This window comes from Burkholderia singularis (genome assembly GCF_900176645.1).
GTDB classification, from domain to species: domain Bacteria; phylum Pseudomonadota; class Gammaproteobacteria; order Burkholderiales; family Burkholderiaceae; genus Burkholderia; species Burkholderia singularis.
Genome location: NZ_FXAN01000040.1, coordinates 174,454 through 196,610 on the forward strand (window position 1 = coordinate 174,454; position 22,157 = coordinate 196,610).

Annotated in this window: 21 protein-coding genes; 9 read left to right on the top strand and 12 right to left on the bottom strand. The window is 62.6% G+C overall.

Annotation, left to right across the window (positions count from 1 at the left end; genetic code table 11):
* Nucleotides 1–32 precede the first annotated feature (32 nt).
* The 4 genes from BSIN_RS07140 to BSIN_RS07155 form a co-directional block, all read right to left on the bottom strand.
* Nucleotides 33–734, bottom strand: coding sequence for a sulfate/molybdate ABC transporter ATP-binding protein (locus BSIN_RS07140; protein WP_089339968.1), 702 nt, complete (start codon nucleotides 732–734; stop codon nucleotides 33–35).
* A gap of 178 nt (nucleotides 735–912) precedes the next feature.
* Nucleotides 913–1,587 (bottom strand): molybdate ABC transporter permease subunit, encoded by a 675-nt coding sequence (modB, locus tag BSIN_RS07145; protein ID WP_089339969.1) that lies wholly within the window; start codon nucleotides 1,585–1,587, stop codon nucleotides 913–915.
* A 49-nt stretch (nucleotides 1,588–1,636) separates the two neighbouring features.
* On the bottom strand, nucleotides 1,637–2,452 hold the full coding sequence (modA, locus tag BSIN_RS07150) for a molybdate ABC transporter substrate-binding protein (RefSeq protein ID WP_089339970.1): 816 nt from the start codon (nucleotides 2,450–2,452) through the stop codon (nucleotides 1,637–1,639).
* Nucleotides 2,453–2,620: 168 nt separating this feature from the next.
* Complete coding sequence (locus BSIN_RS07155) at nucleotides 2,621–3,325, bottom strand: phosphatase PAP2 family protein (protein ID WP_089339971.1); 705 nt, start codon at nucleotides 3,323–3,325, stop codon at nucleotides 2,621–2,623.
* Nucleotides 3,326–3,623: 298 nt separating this feature from the next.
* Between BSIN_RS07155 and BSIN_RS07160 the strand changes: the two genes are divergently transcribed.
* Nucleotides 3,624–4,676, top strand: a complete 1,053-nt coding sequence (locus BSIN_RS07160; RefSeq protein ID WP_369828152.1) for an extracellular catalytic domain type 1 short-chain-length polyhydroxyalkanoate depolymerase — start codon at nucleotides 3,624–3,626, stop codon at nucleotides 4,674–4,676.
* 95 nt (nucleotides 4,677–4,771) lie between these two features.
* Entirely contained in the window at nucleotides 4,772–4,927 is a 156-nt protein-coding gene (locus tag BSIN_RS07165; RefSeq protein WP_069236366.1) for a DUF3563 family protein, read from the top strand.
* Nucleotides 4,928–5,035: 108 nt separating this feature from the next.
* Here BSIN_RS07165 and BSIN_RS07170 read toward each other — a convergent pair whose 3' ends face one another.
* From BSIN_RS07170 to BSIN_RS07190, 5 genes are all read right to left on the bottom strand, one after another.
* Nucleotides 5,036–5,455: an organic hydroperoxide resistance protein gene (locus BSIN_RS07170; RefSeq protein WP_089339973.1), complete on the bottom strand. Its 420-nt coding sequence runs from the start codon at nucleotides 5,453–5,455 to the stop codon at nucleotides 5,036–5,038.
* A gap of 129 nt (nucleotides 5,456–5,584) precedes the next feature.
* Nucleotides 5,585–6,037, bottom strand: coding sequence for a MarR family winged helix-turn-helix transcriptional regulator (locus BSIN_RS07175; protein WP_089340002.1), 453 nt, complete (start codon nucleotides 6,035–6,037; stop codon nucleotides 5,585–5,587).
* Nucleotides 6,038–6,151: 114 nt separating this feature from the next.
* Nucleotides 6,152–6,958 (bottom strand): BPSS1780 family membrane protein, encoded by an 807-nt coding sequence (locus BSIN_RS07180; protein WP_059515139.1) that lies wholly within the window; start codon nucleotides 6,956–6,958, stop codon nucleotides 6,152–6,154.
* Nucleotides 6,949–7,947, bottom strand: a complete 999-nt coding sequence (locus BSIN_RS07185) for a homoserine kinase (protein ID WP_089339974.1) — start codon at nucleotides 7,945–7,947, stop codon at nucleotides 6,949–6,951. Before BSIN_RS07185 ends, BSIN_RS07180 begins: the two co-directional genes overlap by 10 nt.
* A gap of 96 nt (nucleotides 7,948–8,043) precedes the next feature.
* Nucleotides 8,044–8,433 carry a hypothetical protein gene (locus BSIN_RS07190; protein ID WP_089339975.1) on the bottom strand — a complete coding sequence of 130 codons (390 nt, stop codon included), beginning with the start codon at nucleotides 8,431–8,433 and terminating at the stop codon, nucleotides 8,044–8,046.
* Nucleotides 8,434–8,614: 181 nt separating this feature from the next.
* On the opposite strand from BSIN_RS07190, the gene BSIN_RS07200 reads away from it, so the two are divergent.
* Nucleotides 8,615–10,141 carry an AMP nucleosidase gene (locus BSIN_RS07200; protein WP_089339976.1) on the top strand — a complete coding sequence of 509 codons (1,527 nt, stop codon included), beginning with the start codon at nucleotides 8,615–8,617 and terminating at the stop codon, nucleotides 10,139–10,141.
* Between the two features lie 576 nt (nucleotides 10,142–10,717).
* Nucleotides 10,718–11,974, top strand: coding sequence for a hypothetical protein (locus BSIN_RS25190; protein ID WP_143757372.1), 1,257 nt, complete (start codon nucleotides 10,718–10,720; stop codon nucleotides 11,972–11,974).
* Nucleotides 11,975–12,266: 292 nt separating this feature from the next.
* On the opposite strand, the gene BSIN_RS07205 is transcribed toward BSIN_RS25190, so the two are convergent.
* A complete protein-coding gene (locus BSIN_RS07205; protein WP_059515132.1) occupies nucleotides 12,267–13,016 on the bottom strand; it encodes an LOG family protein in 750 nt (249 codons plus the stop codon).
* Nucleotide 13,017: 1 nt separating this feature from the next.
* On the opposite strand from BSIN_RS07205, the gene polA reads away from it, so the two are divergent.
* From polA to BSIN_RS07220, 3 genes are all read left to right on the top strand, one after another.
* Nucleotides 13,018–15,792: a DNA polymerase I gene (gene polA / locus BSIN_RS07210; RefSeq protein ID WP_089339977.1), complete on the top strand. Its 2,775-nt coding sequence runs from the start codon at nucleotides 13,018–13,020 to the stop codon at nucleotides 15,790–15,792.
* 183 nt (nucleotides 15,793–15,975) lie between these two features.
* Nucleotides 15,976–17,322, top strand: coding sequence for an NAD(P)/FAD-dependent oxidoreductase (locus BSIN_RS07215; protein WP_089339978.1), 1,347 nt, complete (start codon nucleotides 15,976–15,978; stop codon nucleotides 17,320–17,322).
* 189 nt (nucleotides 17,323–17,511) lie between these two features.
* Nucleotides 17,512–18,387, top strand: coding sequence for a dienelactone hydrolase family protein (locus tag BSIN_RS07220; protein ID WP_089339979.1), 876 nt, complete (start codon nucleotides 17,512–17,514; stop codon nucleotides 18,385–18,387).
* A 189-nt stretch (nucleotides 18,388–18,576) separates the two neighbouring features.
* Here BSIN_RS07220 and BSIN_RS07225 read toward each other — a convergent pair whose 3' ends face one another.
* Complete coding sequence (locus BSIN_RS07225; protein ID WP_059515126.1) at nucleotides 18,577–19,446, bottom strand: sulfurtransferase; 870 nt, start codon at nucleotides 19,444–19,446, stop codon at nucleotides 18,577–18,579.
* Between the two features lie 123 nt (nucleotides 19,447–19,569).
* Nucleotides 19,570–20,676 carry an aromatic ring-hydroxylating oxygenase subunit alpha gene (locus BSIN_RS07230; RefSeq protein ID WP_089339980.1) on the bottom strand — a complete coding sequence of 369 codons (1,107 nt, stop codon included), beginning with the start codon at nucleotides 20,674–20,676 and terminating at the stop codon, nucleotides 19,570–19,572.
* Between the two features lie 269 nt (nucleotides 20,677–20,945).
* Between BSIN_RS07230 and BSIN_RS07235 the strand changes: the two genes are divergently transcribed.
* Both BSIN_RS07235 and BSIN_RS07240 read left to right on the top strand, forming a co-directional pair.
* Entirely contained in the window at nucleotides 20,946–21,239 is a 294-nt protein-coding gene (locus BSIN_RS07235; RefSeq protein ID WP_059515122.1) for an exodeoxyribonuclease VII small subunit, read from the top strand.
* Nucleotides 21,236–22,120 (top strand): polyprenyl synthetase family protein, encoded by an 885-nt coding sequence (locus BSIN_RS07240; protein ID WP_089339981.1) that lies wholly within the window; start codon nucleotides 21,236–21,238, stop codon nucleotides 22,118–22,120. Before BSIN_RS07235 ends, BSIN_RS07240 begins: the two co-directional genes overlap by 4 nt.
* Nucleotides 22,121–22,157: the final 37 nt, after the last annotated feature.

Here is a 22,157-nt window from a genome sequence, read left to right on the forward strand (position 1 = left end):
GCGCCGGACCGAGCGCGGTCGCCACCGTGCCGTCACCGCACGCGCGACATCCATTGCGCGTGCGGCGCCTCATGCAGCACGCGTCCGTCCTGAAGCCGCACTACCTGATCGCCGAACGCGGCGACATCGTCCGGATCGTGCGTGATCAGCACCATTGGAATGTCGAGCCGTGCCTGGAGATCCGTCAGTTCGCGCCGCATCCGTTCGCGCATCGCGATGTCGAGCGCGGAGAACGGCTCGTCGAGCAGCAGGATTCGCGGGCGCGCGATCAGCGCCCGCGCGAGCGCGACGCGCTGCTTCTGGCCACCCGACAACTGCGCCGGATAATGCCCGGCTAGCTCATCGAGTTCGAAAGCCCGCAGCCAATATGCCGCGTCGTCCGGCAACTCGTCTGCGCGCGGATTGCGCCAGCCGCGCTTCAGCCCGAACGCGAGGTTCTGCCGCACGTTCAGGTGCGGAAACAGCGCGTAGTCCTGAAACAGGTAGGCGACGCGGCGCGCTTGCGTCGGCAGATCGATGCCGCGTGCCGCGTCGAACAGCGTGTCGCCGGCGAGCGAGATCGCGCCGCGATCGGGCGTGAGCAACCCCGCGATGGCTTGCAGCGTCAGGCTCTTGCCCGCGCCGGACGGCCCGAACAGCACGATCCGTTGCGCATTCGACGAGAACGATATGTCGAGCGTGAAATGGCGCTCGGGCGTCGCATACGTCTTGTGGATATCGACGACGAGGCTCATCGCTTGCGTGCTCCGGCGGGGGCGGCATGACCGATGGCAAGGCCGTCATGAACGGCGGAGCTGGCTCGCAGCGGCTCGCTTTCGCCAAGCGGAGGTCGACCGTGCGCGGCGCCGGCGCGCGCGAGTGAAACGCATGAGATAGGCGAAACGGCGGTAACAGGCATCGTCGCGCGCATCGTCAACGTGCTCCGGCGAGCGCGCGCGGCGGAACGAGCCTTCCCGCAACCAGCAGGATCAGCACACAGACAGCCGACGTAACCAGCACGAGGAAATTCGCAGTCGCGTCGTCGCCCGCCTGCACAGCCGCATAGACGGCGACCGACAAGGTCTGCGTGCGTCCCGGCAGGTTGCCCGCGATCATCAGCGTCGCGCCGAATTCGCCGAGCGCGCGTGCGAAAGCGAGCAGTGCACCGGCGAGAATGCCGCGCGCGGCGAGCGGCAGCGTCACGCGAAAAAAAATGCCGGTTTCACTCACGCCGAGCGTGCGCGCCGCGCGCTCGAGTTGCGGATCGACCGCCTCGAATGCCGCGCGCGCCGATTTCAGCACGAGCGGGAACGCCACGACCATCGACGCGATCACGGCTCCCTGCCACGTGAACACGAGCTGGACGCCGAGCGTGTCGAGCCACGCGCCGAATACGCCACGTCTGCCGAGCAGCACGAGCAGGTAATAGCCGAGGACGGTCGGCGGCAGCACGAGCGGCAGCGTGAGCAGCGAGTCGATCACGTCGCGCGCGCCTGAGCGCCAGCGCGCCAGCGCGTAACCGGCCGCGACACCGAGTACGACGTCGAGCGCCGTTGCCCAACCGGCAACTTTCAGCGATAGCAGCAGCGGAATCCAGGCGTCGTGCATCGGCAATCTCTGATTCGGTATCGGGCGATTGAGTCTGGCCCGGCGTTGCTCAGCGGGCCGCCGGCGCAGCAGTGGCGGCGGGCTTGAACCCGTATCGTGCGAGCACCGCCTGGCCGTCGGGCGAAAGCACGAATGCGATGAATTCTTGCGTGGCAGCCGGATGCCGGCTGCCCTGGACGACGGCAACCGGGTAGGTGATAGGCGTTTGCGTCGGCACGTTCAGCACGACCTTCACGCGGTCCGGCATCACGGCGGCGTCCGTGCCGAACACGAAACCCGCGTCGACCTCACCGCGCGCGACATAGTCGAGGCTCTGGCGCACGTTCGCCGCAAGCACGCCTTTCGCGCTGATCTCGCTCCACACGCCCGCGGCTTTCAGCGCGCCTTCGGTGTAGCGGCCCACGGGCACCGACGCAGGATCTCCAAACGCCACGCGCTTGACCGCGGGCGCCGCCAGCTCACGCAGCGAGCCGAACGTTGCGCGGCTGTCGGCGGGCACGATCAGCACGAGCGAGTTCGCGGCGAAATCGCGCCGCGTTCCGTCCGCGATCACGCGCTCGGCCACCGCACGGTCCATGGCTTTCTGGTCCGCCGATGCGAACACGTCGACCGGCGCGCCCTTGGCGATTTGCTGCATCAGCACGTCCGATGCGCCGAAGTTGAACAGGATCTTCGTGCCCGGATGCCGCTTCTGATACGCATCGCCGATCGCTTGGAACGCGTTGGTCAGGCTCGCGGCCGCGGAGACGACCAGTTCGTCGGCGGCATGCGCGACGGATGTGGCGCCGAAGCCGGCAGCGAGCGCGGCCAGTGTTGCCGCATGCAGGAACAGGCGCCGGGCGGAAGAGCGAAGCGAAGCGGACATGGCGGGTAGCGATCGCGTGGACGAAAGCTGTAATCGTAATATATGCGAGGTTATAACGCGTGACGTATCGGTGGATCGGCGCGCTACGCGGCAAGGGGCGGCATAAGTATTGTCGGGGCAGGACAAAAGACGCTCTGGTGCATATGCCCGACCTGCCGACCTGCGCCGCTACGCGTGCCGCAGCATCGGCTGTATATCGAGCGTTTGCTGAGGCTGGGAAAGCGGCCGCGACGCCGGCCGATAGTTCGGATTCGCCTTCCAGCGTGCACGCACATACGGGCGCTCGTGGCCGGACAACTGCAACGCCACCGCGGTCACCCAGCGGTGCGATGGCACAGTGACGCCATGCAGCGCGATCGTGACGGCCGCCAGACTTGCCGCGACCGCCGGTGCTGACCAGCGGTGCGGCACCGCGTGCCACGAACCGACGATGAACGATAGCGCGGCAATCGCACCGATGATGCAGCCCGTGACGGCTTCGGATGGCGAATGGGCGTCGAGCGCCACGCGCGACAGCCCGACCGCGATACCGGCCGCGAAGCCGGCCATGACGCCGGCGATGCGAATGGCCGGCCGCGTGCGCGCGAGCGCGAGAAACAGCGCGACCGGGTAGACCGACGTCGACAGCATCGCATGCCCGCTGAAGCCCGTGAAATCCCAGGCGCGCACGCCGATTCCCCAGCCGAGAAACGCAATCTTGGTAAGCGCGACAGCGCCGATTGCTGCGCCGAGCACCGCCAGCCACGTAGCGGCGCGGCGTACCGAATAGCCGAGCGCCAGCCACACGGCGATCGTGACGGCAAGGGGGAGGGTCAGTCCGGCACCGCCTAGAGCGGTGACCGACATCCACAATCGGGGCGGCAAATCGAACATCGGGCGCTGCGAGCAGGTAGGCGGAGAGATGGAATACTTGTTTAACGCACGAGTCGGTAATAGCGACTACAACGAAGACAAGCGGCGAACCTCCCCAGTATACCGACAGCGCACGCCGGTTGCGGATCGGTCGGCGGCCGGGCATTGGGCCGGGCGGTGGATAGGATCAGGAAAATAATGCTATTGTGCGTTGCACAAAGCTGAATGAAGCCGCCTGCAAGGCGTCCCTAAATTTGACTGCGAGCCCCGACCCATGACAAAAAGTCTGACGAAACTATGGCTGGGCAGTATGAAACGCATGTTGCATGCCCAAACCCAGCCGATCCGGGAGTCCGCTTCCCGCTCCATCCGCCGCGCGAGCCGGGCCGCCGCGTCGGCCGCCAAAGCAGGGGCGGCTACGCCGCAAGAGTCGCGTGTGCGTCCGCGGGCGGCCGCGTGGGTGAATGGCGAATGGAGCCGCGCCGATCATCCGCTGCCGCCGTCGTTCGGGCGCTTTGTCAAGCATCTCGAATACGGTCTTTATGTGCCGCCCGTCAAGTACACAGGCAACCTGCCGCTCGTCGTGATGCTGCATGGATGCAAGCAGAACATCGAGCAGTTCGCGCAAGGCACCCGGATGAATCTGCTGGCCGACCGGTATGGTTTTGCGGTGCTGTATCCGGAGCAATCGCACCGGGCGCACGCGCACGGCTGCTGGCATTGGTATGAGGATACGGCGCGTGCCGGCGGCGGCGAGGCGCAGGCGATCGTCGATCTGGTCGATACGCTGGTAGCCGAGCGCGGATTCGACGCGTCGCGTGTCTATGCGGCCGGGATGTCGGCGGGCGCAGGGCTCGTGTCGTTGCTCGCGCTGCATTTTCCACAGCGCTTCGCGGCAGTCGCGTTCCATTCGGGGCCGGCGTTCGGCGATGCGAATTCCGGCGTCACTGCGATGGACGTGATGCGCCGAGGTCTGCACCGCAATCCTGCCGCTATTGTTGATGCATTGGTTGAGCCCAGCGCGTACCCCGGAATGCCGGCGATCATCGTGCATGGCGACGACGATCGCGTCGTCGCACCGAAGAACGCGGAGCAACTGGCAGTCGAATTTTTGCGGCTCAACGGCTTGGCGAATGCGCAAGGGCAGCCGGTGGGCGTCGAGCATTTCGAGACGAGTTCAGCCGGCATGCATATGCTCGATTATCGGCGGGATGGCGAATTCGTCGTGCGTCTTTGCCGGATCGAGAATCTTGCGCACGCGTGGGCCGGCGGCGACGACAGCGTGCCGTTTCATTCGTCGATTGGGCCTGATGCGAGCGAACTGATCTGGTCGTTTTTTGCATCTCACGTGCGGGCTGGCGTCGCGTCGTAACGACGCTCGGTTAGGGTGGCTGGCATGAGATCAGGGTTTTCCCTATAATTAGGGTTAACGCTTAAGATAAAACCCTTGGATTGGAGTTGCCGATCATGTACCTGCTGAGCCGTTTGTTCCTGTTTCTGACGAAATCGCCCGAGCAACGTGCGAAAGAACGTGCCGATGCCTATCTCGCCGGCGCATCCGATTTGTACGACCTCGAGTTCCGGATGCGCAAACTCGACCGCGAAGCGGTATTTGATCGTTGAAGCTTGAGTATTAAGTACTTACAGAATTTATACGCCTAAAGATAAAGGGCACGCTGGCTATATAGCCGCGTGCCCTTTGGTTTATCTACGCGCGGCGCAGGCCGCGACTTATACGATGACGAGCCGCACCGCGATATTGTTGCGCGTTGCGTTCGAGTACGGGCACACCTGATGCGCGCGGTCGACGAGCGCTTGCGCGGCCGAGGTATCAAACCCGGGCAGCGACACGCGCAATTCCACGTCGAGCGCGAATCCGCCTTGTTCGTTCGGACCGATGCCCACTTGCGCCGTAACGGTGGTGTCGGCGGGCACAGCCTGCTTGTTTTGTCCGGCGACGTATTTCATCGCGCTCAGAAAACATGCTGAATAACCGGCGGCGAACAGTTGCTCGGGGTTCGTACCTTCGGCGCCCGTGCCGCCCAACTCGCGCGGCGCGGCGAGCTTCACGTCGAGTTTCTGGTCGGGAGTCGTCGCGTGGCCGTCGCGGCCGCCGGTGCTGGTTGCGGATGTTTGGTACAGGATGTGCATGGTGAACTCCTATCGATTAGAAAATGGGCTCGGCGAATCGCGGGCCACGGAATAAATATATCACGCTAATTATTAGTATACAAATTAATTTGCTTGGAGCGGTACACTCACGCAGACATACACGGTTCGTTAACCTTGATTGGCTTCGGTGAGCGCTTGCCGCAGGCGGGTCAGATCCTCCCGTAGCCGGATCAGGAAATCGGGCGTTTGCCGCATCGCGCAGAATAGTTCGCCTGGCACCGCCTGGGCGTTCTGCTTGAGTGCGGCGCCGCTTGCAGTCAGCCGCGCACGCACGATCCGCTCGTCGGCTGCATCGCGCGCCCGCTCGATGTAGCCCAGTGCCTCGAGACGCTTGAGAAGCGGTGTCACTGTGGCCGGATCGAGGCTGAGACGCGCGGCGATGTCCTTGACTTGCATATCGTCGGTTTCCCACAGCACGAGCATTGCGAGGTACTGCGGGTAGGTTAGCGCGAGTTTGTCGAGCAGCGGCTTGTACGCTTTCGTCATCGCGAGCGACGTCGAATAGAGCGCGAAGCAGAGTTGGTCGTCGAGCGTAAGCGGAAATACGGGCGAGTCATTCATCATGGTGGACTCATCGCGGTACAAAATATTTGTGTACAAACGATTGTGCGCGCAATTCTATCGATTGGCGAGCATGGCCGACGCCGGACGGCGCGGCCCATCGGTTTTGATGCGTTATCGTGATTGGGGCAAAGTCGGCGCCCCCGGCTCCTGGATTCCGTAGCAGCCGCGATAAGTTGCGTAGAACGAGCAATAGAGCATGGCCGTGATCACGACCGACGCGGGCATCATCACCGTCAACGCATAGGCGCCGGCACCGAGTGCCTGCATCAGCGCGGCGAGGCCGAACGACACGCCTAACGCGACTGCGAACCACAGCAGCCCGTAGACCGTGAATGCCCCCTTGTTGCGCCAGCAGCTCACGATGCTGAAAAAGAGTGCCTTGACGGGCGGGATGTCATGCCAAGCGGTCAGTGTCGGCGCGAACCAGAACATCATCGCGACCGGCAGGTACAGCGTGGCGGCGATCATCATCGCGACGAGCACGCCCGGCGTGGCGAGCGCTTCGGGCTCCGATGCGTCGATGCCGAGACCGAACATGATCTTCAGCAGCGTGCCGCCGTCGCCGAGCGACGAGCAGGCGAACACAAGCGCAATCGACGCGATGTAAATCCCGCCGAGCGCGAAAAGCCTTTGCGTGACGACCGGTCCATACGAACGGAATCCGTCGATCAGGATCGTCGGCAGCACCTGCTTGCCGGCGATCGTATCGCGGCACGCCGCCATGAAGCCCACCGCGATGCCCGGGATGAACAGCAGCGGCAGCGCCGGGCCGATCAACGGCACGAGCGATATCAGCATCATCGCGAGCAGGTATGTGAAGAACAGCGTGACGAACGCGAGCGGATTGCGCCGGAACAGCCAGATGCCCTGGCGGAACCACACATAGCCGGTCTTGGCGGGAACTTCGATCAGTTGCATGAGATGTGGGTCTTGGGGAGCGCACTCGCGCGGGCGATGCGCTCGCGCAGGATACGTTCGAAATGGCCCGGGTCGTGCGGCTTGAGCACGTGCGCGGCGCGGGGCAGGTGGAAATCATACAGGCGCGACACCCAGAAGCGATACGCGCCCGCGCGCAGCATGTCGTTCCAATGGCGGCGTTCGTCCGCCGTGAAGGGACGCACGGTCTGATAGGCGCGCAGCAGCGCGTCGGCGCGCGCGCCGTCGAGCGCGCCCGTGTCGAGATCGACGCACCAGTCGTTGACGGTCACCGCGACGTCGAACAGCCATTTGTCGCAGCCGGCGAAATAGAAATCGAAGAAACCGCCGAGCCGCACGGTATGCCCGCTATCTGGGGCCGCATGCGCGAACAGCGCATTGTCGCGGAACAGGTCGCAATGGCACGGGCCTTCCGGCAGGGCAGCGTAGCTGGAGGACGCGAAGAAATCGGTCTGGTGCGCGAATTCGCTTTCAAGCAGCGCGCGTTGCGCCGTATCGACGATCGGCGTGAGCACCGGCACGGTTTCGCGCCACCACGACAGACTGCGCAGATTCGGCTGGCGGCGTGGATAGTCGCGGCCCGCGAGGTGCATTCGTGCGAGCATCTGGCCCACCTCGACGCAATGTTCGACACGCGGCGCAAGCTCGGCCGTGCCTTCCAGTTTCGTGACGATCGCGCACGGCTTGCCGTGCAACTCGCCGAACAGCGTGCCGTCCGCGCGCACGACCGGCGCCGGCACTGGTATTCCGTGCCGCGCAAGATGGCTCATCAAATCGATATAGAACGGCAGTTGCTCGGCCGTCAGATTCTCGAAGATGGTGAGCACATACTCGCCGCGCGTCGTCGTCAGGAAGAAGTTGCTGTTCTCGATACCCGACGCAATGCCGCGGAATGCGACGACGTCGCCGAGATCGTAGTGGCGCATCCAGTGTGCGAGGTCAGCATCGGAAACAGCAGTGAAAACGGCCATGCAAGAAAAACGTCGGTTCGGGTTGGCGTGCCGGCGGCGCGGCCGGTGTCGCGAAAGGGCGTGGGAGGCGCGGCGCCGTGCCGGCGCCGGGCAGAGTCAATAGTGCAGATTGACCGACGGCAGGCGGGTGATCGGCACGCTTGCATCGTGCGGCCGCGGCGACGTGTCGGGCGATGCGCTCATCTGATAGCGGGTGCCAAAATTCGACTTCACGTTGATTTCGACCGGCTTGCCGCGATCCCGGTATTCGGTGACTTCGGTGCCGTTCTTGCTTTTTTCGTAAAAGCTCGGCGTGCGCCGCACGTCGTTGAGATCGACCTTCGACGTGACTTCCGCGGCTGGGCGGTTGATCTTCGTGAGATCGGGCAGCCCGGCCGCCTCGTTGGCAGCCGCCTGAGCTTGCGCTTCGGCGCTTGCGTCGGCGGCGTAAGCCGGGCCGCCGAGCGCGACGGCGGCGAAGGTTGCGGCGAGAAGGTGCGGCTTCATCGTGTTTCTCCCATTGAACCATTCGATTCTAGCAAATACCCGCGCCGTGCCGATGGGGGTTCGCGGGCCGGCGGGCAGCCTTGTTGTCTTCTCGCCCTCTCGGCTTCGTTGCCGGAATCGGGTTCGGCCGCGCGGGCGGGTTCCGTGGTAATGTCGAAACGATCTGAAGAGGCCCTGATAAATGAAGAACGATCACGATCACCGCATTCGCACGCTCACGCCGGGTGCGTCACCTGTCGAGGTGCTCGACGACCCCGTCGCCGCCGTCGCGCGGCTTTCCGCGCTCTACGAGACGAACACGGCGTTCTTGCGCGACGCGTTCGCGCGCTACCGTCGCAACGACACGTTCGACACCCGCGTGCGCGCATGCTATCCGTTCGTGCGGATTCGCACCGATATCAATACGCACATCGACTCGCGCCGTTCCTACGGTTTCGTCGCCGGCCCAGGCGTGTTCGAGACGACGCTCACGCGCCCCGATTTATTCGCGAGCTACTATCGCGAGCAGTTGCGTCTGCTCGCGAAGAACCACCACGTGCGCATCGAGGTGGGCGTTTCGTCGCAACCGATTCCGATTCATTTCGCGTTTCCCGAGGGAATCCATCTGGAGGGCGATCTCGATCGCGACCGTCTCGTCGCGATGCGCGACGTGTTCGACACGCCCGACCTCGCCTACCTCGACGACCGGATCGTCAACGGCACTTACGAACCCGCGCCGGGCGAGCCGCAACCGCTCGCGCTGTTTACGGCCGCGCGTGTCGATTTTTCGCTGCACCGGCTGCGTCACTACACGGCGACGTCGCCCACGCATTTTCAGAACTACGTGCTGTACACGAACTATCAGTTCTATATCGACGAATTCGTGAAGCTCGGCCGCACGATGATGTCGGCCACGGACGATGCGCAGGCGCGTGCGTATCGCAGCGAGTACACGGCGTTCGTCGAGCCGGGTGACGTGATCACGTACAACGCGAATCTCGGCGATGCGTCGACGGAAGGCATGCCGCCAGCGCGTCTGCCGCAGATGCCCGCCTATCACCTGAAGCGCGCGGACGGTAGCGGGATCACGATGGTCAATATTGGCGTCGGGCCGTCGAACGCGAAGACGATCACCGATCACATCGCGGTGCTGCGCCCACATGCGTGGGTGATGCTCGGCCACTGCGCCGGGTTGCGCAACACCCAGCGCCTTGGCGACTACGTGCTGGCACACGGCTATGTGCGCGAAGACCATGTGCTCGACGACGACTTGCCGCTCTGGGTACCGATTCCGGCGCTTGCCGAAGTGCAGGTGGCGCTCGAGCGTGCGGTGGCGCAGGTCACGCAGCTCGACGGAGTGGAATTGAAGCGCGTGATGCGCACCGGTACGGTGGCGAGTGTCGACAATCGCAACTGGGAATTGCGCGATCATCGTGAGCCGGTGCAGCGCCTGTCGCAGAGCCGTGCGATTGCGCTCGACATGGAAAGTGCGACGATCGCCGCGAACGGTTTTCGCTTTCGGGTGCCCTACGGCACGCTTCTGTGCGTATCGGACAAGCCGTTGCACGGCGAGCTGAAGCTGCCTGGGATGGCCGATCAGTTCTACCGCGCGCAAGTTGATCAGCATTTGCAGATCGGCGTGAAGGCGATGGAAATTCTTCGCACGAACGGGCTCGACCGGTTGCATAGTCGCAAGCTGCGCAGCTTCGCTGAAGTGGCGTTCCAGTAACGGATCGGTTCGCGGCGCGACAAGGGTTTCCTGCGCGCCCGCGAATCCTTGCGAAACCCCCTTGTGTCTGCGAATCTTTACGCAACGGCGCCCCCTGTGCTCACGCGTCTTGCCATCGCCGTCATCTAGTTCAATTCTTCATACAGCTCGTTGGCAATGATTCAGCCGCGGCCTTCCTGTCTATCGACTTCGTCTGAATAAAGGGCGTTTCGTAGTGGCGCCTAAACTTTGTTATGCATTGACTAACGTTGATTAAAGATGCATTGAGATTTCAAAAAAAGCTGTGAACTCGATAATTCTCTGGCGATGATTTTCGGGTGAAGGGATCAATTAAATCGATCCTTTTCCATTTTATTGGGTCGATGGAATTTAATTTGGTTAATGTGCCGTTTACACTTTTACGGATTTGGGGTGGTGGTGTTTCATTGATTTGCTGTTCTGGAAATACATATTCGTATGAACGAAAAGATGTGGGTTCTGCGTCAAGGTAACTTTCAAGCGTGCTCTCAGGGTAATGAAGGTTGGGGTTTGGGCTTGTATATGGTGCAAGTGAAAAATCGTCTTGGGAGATGTTGAATGTCAGCGGTGGTGAGTTTAAATAATACTGGTGCGGTCAATTGGTTGGATTATCGAGATAGTCAAGGCGCTAGTGAAAATGGGATTTTATTAAGTCGAGCGCCTAAAAGCATAGAGCAGGAAATGACGAGGCAAATCAAGCAGCGTGCTTTGGCGGCTTCATTCGGAACGAAAGCTGATCGGGCTGCAGGCACCTCCAATTTCTCAAATAATCTCTTTCCTGCTTCTTCTATGGAAAGGCCGCTGGCGGAGCGGCCAGGGAATGAACCACGTATGCGGCGCAAGACCGAAGGGGATCCGTCCGCGACGACGGTGTCTGCTTCATCGTCGCCGAAAATTACGACCGGCACCAATGACATTGTTCCTCAAATCACCGGACATGGTGTGCAGGGAGGATGGGGCGCGGCTTCGGATGCAACACCGGATACACCGCTGTTAAGCCCAAGCGAATTCACGCATCAGGTCGTTGTGCCGAGAATAAGTGATCGCACGAAGAAAATCGACTTGCAAGTATGCCATTCTGCCGAAGGGCGCTATCCTCTCGCTCAAATAGTGGCAAACATGACGGGGATTCCCACTATCGGTTATAAGGGGGAAATGCGTGCCATGTCCAATGCCGATAAAATTTTCAATTCGAAATTATTTTTTCCGGAAGAAGGTGGCAAGGCGAAAAAAACAATTGAAGCGGCCGAGCGTCAATTTATGGAAAAACAGAATGCTTCTGGTAATAACAATGTCATGTCAATGATGTTGATGTGCTTGCCTTGTCGGTCCGGTAATAATCAAATTGAGGAAAGTGATTCAAATAACACTTTTCAACATGGTCCTGTAGAGGGGAGACGAATCCCGGGTAGCACGTCGAGAGACTCTCCCGGTGTATTTTCCGACGCTCCTTCATCGTCTCGAGGAGCCGCACGGATCGACAACCTGTTGAACGTGGGTGCCTCCGGATCTGAATCTGTACAAAGAGAGCGCCTAAGAAATGCGTTTCTGGAAATTATGAATGATCAGTATGGACGGTTATTGGTTGATGAGATTGAGCCAGCAGTGCTTGATAAACGTATTAGGTTTAATTTTCTGGATAATTCTTTGGGTAATCACATGGATGTGTCGGATGCGGGCAGTCATCATGCGATTGTTAACATTAACTTCCAAAACGATAATGTAGGGCAAAACTCAAGCGCTCTTCGTAATGCGCTACGACAGGCGTTGGATATAGCTAATGGTGTCGACATAGTACCCAAAGAAGACTTGTAATTTCCCGCTTGGGCAGCATTCAAATGCCGTAGCCGTTGGCGCGCTGCACTGCGTTTGTGAGTCGATGCGCGCTTTGGGTATGGGTATCGGCGAGTAGTGGCAGTGATGTCCTCGATGAGTCGAGGTGGGCGATTGGCGTATTGTGCGCAAGCCGGAAATGCGACGCGGGCCGGGCTGGGCATCCGGCCCGCGTGCAATGAAACGAGTGGTGGTGCGGCACATCCGGATCGGCGGCAAGCCGAATGCGTAATCGCAGTTGGGGCGGGTGCCGGTGCGGCACCCACCGCGCCAATCACAAATAGAACATCCGGTCTTCGTCCGGCCGCGGCGGCTGCGCTTCCTCGGCCTCTTCGCCGCGATCCTCATAAAACGCGAGCACAGCCTCGAGCACCTGATCGGGATCGTCGATCACCTGCATCAGATTCATGTCTTCCGGATTGATCAGACCCATCGGGATCAACTGATCGCGGAACCATTGCAGCAGGCCCTGCCAGAATTCGCTGCCCACCAGCACGATCGGCACGAGGCGCGACTTCTTCGTCTGGATCAGCGTCAGCACTTCGGACAGCTCATCGAGCGTGCCGAAGCCGCCCGGCATCACGATCACCGCGTCCGAGTTCTTGACGAACGTGACCTTGCGCGTGAAGAAATGGCGAAAGCGCAGTGAGATATCCTGGAAGTTGTTGCCGTGCTGCTCGTGCGGCAACTCGATATTGAGCCCGACGGACGGCGCCTTGCCGGCGTGCGCTCCCTTGTTCGCCGCTTCCATGATGCCGGGACCGCCGCCGGAAATCACCGCGAAGCCCGCGTCGGACAGCTTGCGCGCGATCTGCACGGTGAGCTGGTAATGCGGCGAATCGGGCTTCAGACGCGCGGAGCCATAGATGCTGACAGCGGGGCGGATCTCCGACAGATACTCGGTCGCCTCGATAAACTCTGCCATAATCGTGAACATCTGCCACGAAGCGCGAGCCTTCTTCGCTGTCGCGCGTTCTTGATCTGCGAGCGAGCGCAGGCTCGGAATCACTTTTCTCTTGTCCATAATGCCTGAAGAACGAAATCTGGAAGGTAAGACCCTGCTATTGGTTGACGGTTCGAGCTATCTGTATCGGGCTTACCACGCGTTGCCTGATCTGCGCGGCCCCGGCGGGGAGCCGACCGGAGCGCTCTATGGAATCATCAATATGCTGCGCCGTATGCGCAAGGAAGTTAGCGCAGAGTATAGCGCGTGCGTGTTCGATGCAAAGGGCAAAACTTTCAGAGATGATCTGTATGCCGAATACAAGGCGCATCGGCCATCGATGCCGCCTGATCTCGCGCTGCAGATCGAGCCGATCCACTCGGCCGTGCGCGCGCTCGGCTGGCCGCTGCTGATGATCGAGGGCGTGGAGGCCGACGACGTGATCGGCACGCTCGCGACGCTGGCGCAGGCGCGCGGGATGAACGTGGTTGTGTCGACGGGCGATAAGGATCTCGCGCAACTCGTCACCGAGCGTGTTTCGCTGATCAACACGATGACGAACGAGGCGCTCGATCGCGACGGCGTGCTCGCGAAATTCGGCGTGCCGCCGGAACGGATCGTCGATTATTTGACGCTCGTCGGCGATACCGTCGACAACGTGCCCGGTGTCGAGAAATGCGGGCCGAAGACGGCCGTCAAGTGGCTCACGCAATACGGCTCGCTCGACGGCGTCGTCGAGCATGCGCACGAGATCAAGGGCGTGGTCGGCGACAATCTGCGCCGCGCGCTCGATTTTCTGCCGCTCGCTCGCCGGCTCGTGACGGTCGAAACTGCGTGCGATTTGCAGCCGCACGTCGAATCGATCGATGCATCGCTTGCGACGGGCAGCGAAAGCGTCGACGCGTTGCGCGAGATCTTTTCCACCTATGGCTTCAAGACCTGGCTGCGCGAGCTCGACAGCATGGCTGCCGCGAACGGCACCATGGGCGAAACCGTCGGCGATACGGCGGGCGCGCCGAGCGGGACCACTGCGCCGCTGCTGCCCGCCGCCGAGCGCCATTACGATACGGTGCAGACGTGGGAGCAATTCGACGCGTGGTTGGCGAAGATCGACGCGGCCGAACTGACGGCGTTCGATACCGAGACGACGTCGCTCGACCCGATGCGCGCGCAATTGGTGGGCGTGTCGCTGTCGATCGAGCCCGGCCACGCCGCCTATATTCCGCTCGCGCATCGCGGGCCGGACCTGCCGGCGCAGTTGCCGCGCGACGAGGTGATCGCGAAGCTCAGGCCGTGGCTCGAGGATGCGGATAAGAAGAAACTCGGCCAGCATCTGAAATACGACGCGCAAGTGCTCGCGAACTATGGGATCGCGTTGAACGGCATCGAGCACGATACGCTGCTCGAATCATACGTGCTTGAATCGCATCGTTCGCACGACATGGACAGCCTCGCGCTGCGCCATCTGGGCGTGAAGACGATCAAGTACGAGGAGGTCGCGGGCAAGGGCGCGCAGCAGATCGGCTTCGACGAAGTGCCGCTCGACAAGGCGGCCGAATACGCGGCCGAGGATGCGGACATCACGCTGCAGTTGCATCACGTGCTGTATCCGCAGGTCGCGCGCGATCCGGGGCTGCTGTCCGTCTATCGCGACATCGAGTTGCCGGTATCGTTCGTGCTGCGCAAGATGGAACGTACCGGCGTGCTGATCGATGCCGAGCGGCTCAATCGGCAAAGCGCCGAGATCGCGGCGCGGCTGATCGAACTCGAACAGCAGGCATACGTGCTGGCGGGCGGCGAATTCAACCTTGGCTCGCCTAAGCAAATCGGGCAGATCTTCTTCGAGCGGCTGCAACTGCCCGTCGTCAAGAAGACGCCGAGCGGCGCGCCGTCGACCGACGAAGAGGTGCTGCAAAAGCTCGCCGAGGATTATCCGCTGCCGAAGCTGCTGCTCGAGCATCGCGGGCTGTCGAAGCTGAAGTCGACCTACACCGACAAGCTGCCGCGGATGGTCAATCCGGATACGGGCCGCGTGCATACCAACTATGCGCAGGCTGTCGCGGTGACGGGGCGGCTCGCGTCGAACGATCCGAATCTGCAGAACATTCCGGTGCGCACGCCCGAAGGGCGGCGCATTCGCGAGGCCTTCATCGCGTCACCTGGCTGCAAGATCGTGTCGGCCGATTATTCGCAGATCGAATTGCGGATCATGGCGCACATTTCGGAAGACGAAGCGCTGCTGCGTGCGTTCGCGCAAGGCGACGACATCCACCGCGCAACCGCGGCCGAGGTCTTCGGCGTGACGCCGCTCGAAGTCAGTGCCGATCAGCGGCGCATCGCCAAGGTGATCAACTTCGGCCTGATCTATGGGATGAGCGCGTTCGGTCTGGCATCGAATCTCGGCATCACGCGCGACGCGGCGAAGCTTTACATCGACCGCTATTTCCTCCGTTACCCCGGTGTCGCCCGCTATATGGAACAGACGCGCGCGCGCGCGAAGGAGAAGGGTTACGTCGAAACCGTGTTCGGCCGCCGGCTGTGGTTGCCCGAGATCAACGGCGGCAACGGTCCGCGCCGTCAGGCGGCGGAGCGCGCGGCGATCAACGCGCCGATGCAGGGCACCGCAGCGGACCTGATCAAGCTGTCGATGATCGCGGTCGACGATTGGCTCGAACGCGGCGGCTTCGGCGCACGGATGATCATGCAGGTGCACGACGAACTGGTGCTCGAGGTGCCGGACGCGGAACTGGCCGTGGTGCGCGAAAAGCTCCCCGAGATGATGTGCGGCGTCGCGAAGCTGAAGGTTCCGCTCGTCGCGGAGGTGGGTGTCGGCGAAAACTGGGAAGAAGCACATTGACGCCCATCCTTGATGCCGTCGTGCGAACTTTTGGAAAATGCTGGCTGACTATGCCGCGTGTGATCGCGATTCGGCGCATCGCACAGCGCGTTTTGCGCGACGCAGTCAGGCGAACCGGTTACGATGTGGCGTGGCTGCGGATCGTGGCGATTGCGAGCGGTATCAAATCGTAAGGGGCACTGAATGCATCGTTTCATCATCGTCGGCGGAGGCGCGGGCGGGCTCGAACTGGCGACGCGCCTCGGCGATCGTTATGGCGCGCGCGGCGATCGCCCGGCGCGTGCGCTCATCACGCTCGTCGATCGCTATCCGACTCATATCTGGAAGCCGCTGCTGCACGAGGTCGCAGCGGGCAGCATGGACCCGTTCACTCAGGAACTCGAATACGCGGCGCAGGCGCGCTGGCATGGTTTCGAGTTTCATCAGGGGGAGTTGACCGCGCTCGATCGCGCGGCGCGGCGCATCACGCTTGCGCCCGTGGCGGATACGGACGGCGCCGAACTATTGCCTCGGCGCGAGCTGGAATACGACACGCTGATCATCGCGATCGGCAGCACCACGCACTATTTCGGCGTGCAAGGCGCGCAGGAGCATTCGATCGCGCTCGATACGGTCGCCGAGGCGGAACGATTCCGCAAGCGCCTGATCGCGGCGTGCATACGCGCCGAGCATCAGCAGCCCGAGGCTGCCGGCTCGCGCGTCGATGCGTCGGGGCGGGCCGAGCCGCGCATCCAGGTTGCGATCGTCGGGGGCGGTGCGACAGGCGTGGAGTTGTCCGCGGAACTGCGCAATACCGCGCAGGTATTGTCGGCATACGGGCTGCACAAGCTCGATCCGCGTCACGACGTCGGCATCGTGCTGATCGAGTCCGGCCCGCGCATCCTGCCCGCGCTGCAAGAACGTGTGTCGACGGCCACCGCGGAACTGCTCGACAAGCTCGGCGTGCGGCTGATGCTCGGCGAGCGCGTGACCGAGGTGGCGCAGGGTGTCGTGCGCACGGCGAGCGGCAAGAGCGTGCGAGCGGATCTGACTGTCTGGGCGGCGGGCATCAAGGCGCCGGCGGTGCTTGCCCAGCTCGACGGGCTCGAAGTGAACAAGCTGGGCCAGTTGATCGTGCGTCCCACGCTGCAGACCGAAACCGATCCGAATATATTTGCGCTCGGCGACTGCGCGGGTTGCGCATGGACCGGCCATGACCGCAACGTGCCGCCGCGCGCGCAGGCCGCGCATCAGCAGGCGAGTTTTCTATTGCGGGCGCTCGCATGCAGGCTCGAAGGGCGGCCGTTGCCGGCATTTTCCTATCGCGATTTCGGCTCGCTCGTGTCGCTGGGCCATTTCAGCGCGGTTGGCAATCTGATGGGCGGGCTGATCGGCGGCAACATGCTGATCGAAGGGCTCTTCGCGCGCTTCATGTATATGTCGCTGTACCGGCTGCATATCGCGGCGCTGCACGGCTATCCGCGGATGGTGCTCGATACGGTCGCGCACTGGTTGCGGCGCTCGACGCTGCCGCGCGTGAAGCTGCACTGACGGCCGTCTTTTGCCGGATCAAAGGTTGACGCATCCCCGCGCCGTTCGGCATGGTATGCGAGCCCCGCTTCCGCGGGGCGCAGCGCGATGCGTGCCGCAGTGATGCAGCGCATCGCGCTGCCCGGTTCGAATGCCTCCCGCCGACGCCTTGCAGCGCGGCGGCGGGAGCCAGACTAGAGGAGCGCATCGATGTTGAAATCCGAAGTCGACAGCCTGGTTCCGCACATTCCGTTCGACCGCCGCAAGTTCGTCAAGACCGTGCTTGGCAGCACGTTCGCGGCGGCGGTGCTGCCGGTGTCGGCGCAAACCATCACCACCGACAGCGCCGGCCTCGATGCCGGCACCGTCGAAATCCGCTCGGGCGACGCAATCATCCCCGCCTACCGTGCTCAGCCTGCCGGCAAGCGCAACTTGCCCGTGATCGTCGTGATTCATGAAATCTTCGGCGTGCATGCGCATATCGCCGACATTTGCAGACGTTTCGCTAAGCTCGGCTATTTGGCGATTGCGCCGAATCTGTATGCCCGACAAGGGGAGCCGTCGAAGTATCCGTCGATCCAGGCGCTCGTGGACGAGGTGGTCAGTAAGGTGCCGGACCGTCAGGTCAGTGAGGATCTCGACGCGACCGTCGTGTGGGCGGGCAAGAACGGCGGCGATCCCGCACGGCTCGGTGTGACGGGCTTTTGCTGGGGCGGCCGGCAGACGTGGCTGTTTGCCGAACATAACCCGCGCGTGCGTGCGGCGGTCGCGTGGTATGGCAAAGTGATCGGCGAGACGAACGAGATGACGCCGTTCAATCCGGTCGATCGCGCGGCGCAGTTGAAGGCGCCGGTGCTGGGCCTCTACGGCGCGACCGACGACAGCATCCCGCAGCGTTCGCTTGCCGAGATGCGCGAGCGCCTGAAGGCGGCCGATACGAAGGCCGCGCGTGAATCGGAGATCGTCGTCTATCCGGATGCGGGGCACGCGTTCTTTGCCGACTATCGTCCGAGTTACGTGAAGGCCGATGCAGACGACGGCTGGAAGCGCGCGATTGCTTGGTTCAAGCGTTACGGCGTCATGTGACGCGGCCAGTGCGGCGGCCGCTCGTGGCGCCGCCGCAGGCAGTGTGCTCGTTGCAATCGGCATCGTGTTGCCGATGCGATTGCGGTGTTGTGCGGTCCGGCTTGCGATCCGGTTGCGGCGCGTCGCTCATGCTTGTCTGGATCGATCGGCACACGCCGTCCGCGCTCATCGTTCTTTTGTGCGAGCCGGTTACGGGTTGGGTCCGGTCGCGACCGGCCGCGACGGATCGGCGCTCCATTCGCTCCACGAACCCGCATAGAGCGCGGCATCGTGCAGTCCGGCGATTTCCATCGCGAGTGCATTGTGGCAGGCGGTCACGCCGGAGCCGCATTGCAGGATCGCGCGGTTCGGCGGCGTCGCGCCGAGCAGAGCCTGAAACGCTTCGCGCAGTTCGTGACCGGACTTGAAGCGGCCGTCGGCCGTCAGGTTGTCCTTGAAGAAGCGATTGAGCGCGCCAGGGATGTGCCCGCCGACCCGGTCCAGCGTTTCATTCTCGCCGCGATAGCGATCGGCGGCGCGCGCGTCGATCACGATCCTGTCCTTGGCCGTCAGATTGGCGAGTACGGTTTGCGCGTCGACGACCGTCGCCAGTGGCGCGAGCGCGCGGAAGTTGCCCGCGCTGGCCTGCGGCGCATCTTGCGTCGACGGCTGGCCGGCGGCCTGCCAAGCTTGCAGCCCGCCGTCGAGCACGGCGACCGAATCGTGGCCGAGCCAGCGCAGCAGCCACCATAGGCGTGCGGCGTACATGCCGCCTTGCGCGTCGTATGCGACCACCTGCTGATTTTGCTCGAGCCCGCGAGCCTTCAGCGTTTCGGCCAGCGCGTCGCGCGCGGGCAACGGATGGCGGCCGTTCGTGCCGGTTTTTGGGCCGGACAGATCGCGATCGAGATGCAGATAATGCGCGCCGGGGATATGGCCGGCCGCATACGCCTGCTCGCCCGCGCCGGGATCGGTAAGGTCGAACCGGCAATCGAAAACGAGCACGCTGCCCGGTGCGGCTGCGAGCCGCTCGGCGAGATTGTCGGCGCTGATGAGTGTGGTGTAGTGAGTGTGTGGCATGACGCCCCCCAGGAGAAACGGGCCAGATGATCTAAGTCTAAACAAAAAAAGACGGGCCGAAGCCCGTCTTGCTTATCGATTTCGCCCGCCGGAACGAATTGGCCCGGTATCGCGGCGCACCGCTCAGATCGTGCCGAGTTCCCGGCGCAGGAACTCGTGAAAGTGCTGCATGCCGTCTTCCATCGGGCTTTGATACGGCCCGGTTTGCGATTCGCCGCGCGCCATCAGCGCCCGGCGTCCGGCATCCATCCGCAGTGCGATCTCGTCGTCCTCGACAGCGGTTTCCATATAGGCGGCACGTTCCGCTTCGACGAACTCGCGCTCGAACAGCGCGATTTCCTCGGGGTAATAGAATTCGACGATATTCGTCGTTTTCTGCGGGCCGCGCGGAATCAGCCACGACACCACGAGCACGTGCGGATACCACTCGATCATCAAGCCCGGATAGTAGACCATCCAGATCGCGCCAAATTCCGGCGGTACGCCGTTGCGATAGCGCAGCACCTGGTCGTGCCACTTCTGATAAGTCGGGCTGCCCGGTTTCGCGAGCGCACTGTGCACGCCCACCGTCTGCACGCTGTACCAGTCGCCGAACTCCCATTTCAGATCGTCGCACGATACAAAGCTGCCAAGGCCCGGATGGAACGGCACGACGTGGTAATCCTCGAGATAGACCTCGATGAAGGTTTTCCAGTTGTAGTCGCACTCGTGAATCTCGACGTGATCGAACAAATACTCCGAAAAGTCGAAATGGTGCTTCGTGCCGAGCTTCGCGAGATCGTGCGCGACATTGCGGCCTTGCGTCTCGAACAGCAAACCTTGCCAGTTTTGCAATGGCGTTGCGTTGAGATGCAGGCACGGCTTGTCGTCAAAGTGCGGCGCGCCGAGCAACTGGCCTTTCAGATCGTAGGTCCAGCGATGCAGCGGGCAGACGATGTTCTGCGTCTGGCCGCGGCCGTTCAGCATGATCGCCTGGCGGTGACGGCACACGTTCGACAGCAGCTCGATCTGCGAAGCCTGGTTGCGCACGAGCACGCGGCCTTCGTTTTCGGCAGGCAGCGCGAAATAATCCCCCGCTTCTGGCACCATAAGTTCGTGCCCAACATAGCGAGGTCCATTCTTGAAAAGTGTTTCGATTTCGCGCGCAAGAAGCGTCTCATCGAAATAAGCGGTGACCGGAAGCTGGCTGTTGGCCGACTTCAACTGCAGAGCGTCGCTCAGATTGGACATTCCCACTCCCGATGAAAGCGTGAAAGCAGTGAACAACCCAACCATCGAAAATTCGATTTAGGGGAACCGGCGATTATACCCGGATCGGTATCCACGGGGTGGGATAAGTGACTGATTTGTGTCAAAATTTTTGTGAGGGCGGCGCACCCGGCCCGCTTGCGGGGTGGGCGGCGCGGGACGCGCGGGCTCTGAATGGCCAAGTCGTCAGGTCGAAAAATTCTCTTTTGCCGTAGAATGTCCGACTTGTTTTGAATTTTTACACCCCGTCCATGGCGAAAACCGCAACTCCAGGCGCGCCCGCGTCCGACCCTGGTTCCGAGCCGCTGCCGGAGAATTATGAGATGGCGCTGGCGGAGCTGGAGGCGCTGGTCGCCCGTATGGAGAGCGGGACGCTGAGCCTCGAGGATTCGCTTGCGGCGTATCGCCGCGGCGCAGCGCTTGTTGCGTTTTGCCAACAACAATTGGAAAAAGCGGAGCAGCAGGTGCGCGTGCTCGACGGTGCCGCGCTCAAGCCGCTTGCCGCCGGAACGGCCGCCGTGGACGGCGGAGACGACGATCTATGACATTCGATCAATGGATGCGTTCGGTGCTCGAACGCGTCGAGACCGCTCTCGGCCATTATCTGCCGGCTGAAACAGTGGCGCCCGCGCAACTGCACGAGGCGATGCGCTATGCCGTGCTCGGCGGAGGCAAACGGGTGCGTCCGCTGTTGTGCCATGCTGCCGGGGAACTCACGGGCGCATCCGAAGCCGCGCTGAACGCGGCGGCGGCGGCGCTCGAAATGATTCACGTGTACTCGCTCGTGCATGACGATATGCCGTGTATGGACGATGATCCGCTGCGCCGAGGCAAGCCGACCGTCCACGTCAAGTACGACGAAGCGACGGCGCTCCTCGTCGGCGATGCGCTGCAATCGCAGGCTTTCATCGTGCTGACGGATGCCGCCGCGCTGCCGCCCGAGCGGCAGCCCGCGCTCGTGCGCGAGCTTGCGCTCGCGAGCGGTTCGATCGGCATGGCGGGCGGCCAGGCGATCGATCTCGCGAGCGTCGGCATGGCGCTCACGCGCGAGGCGCTCGAAAAAATGCATCGGATGAAGACGGGCGCGTTGCTGCGCGCGTCGGTGCGCATGGGAGCGCTCGCAGGCGAAGCGCCATCCGCCGATGCGATGCATGCGTTGGATGCCTATTCGGCCGCGGTGGGGCTCGCGTTTCAGGTGGTCGACGACATTCTCGATGTCACCACCGATTCCGCGACGCTCGGCAAGACGGCCGGCAAGGACGCGGCGAACGACAAGCCGACCTACGTGTCGATCATCGGCCTCGACGCGTCGCGCGCGCTTGCCGCGCAACTGCGCGTCGATGCGCACGCCGCGCTCGAGCCGTTCGGCGCGCGGGCGCGCCGTCTGGCCGAACTGGCGGACCTGGTGGTCAACCGGGTGAGCTGACGAAAGCCCGCCGCCGCGTTCGCGCGTTTTGGCGCAG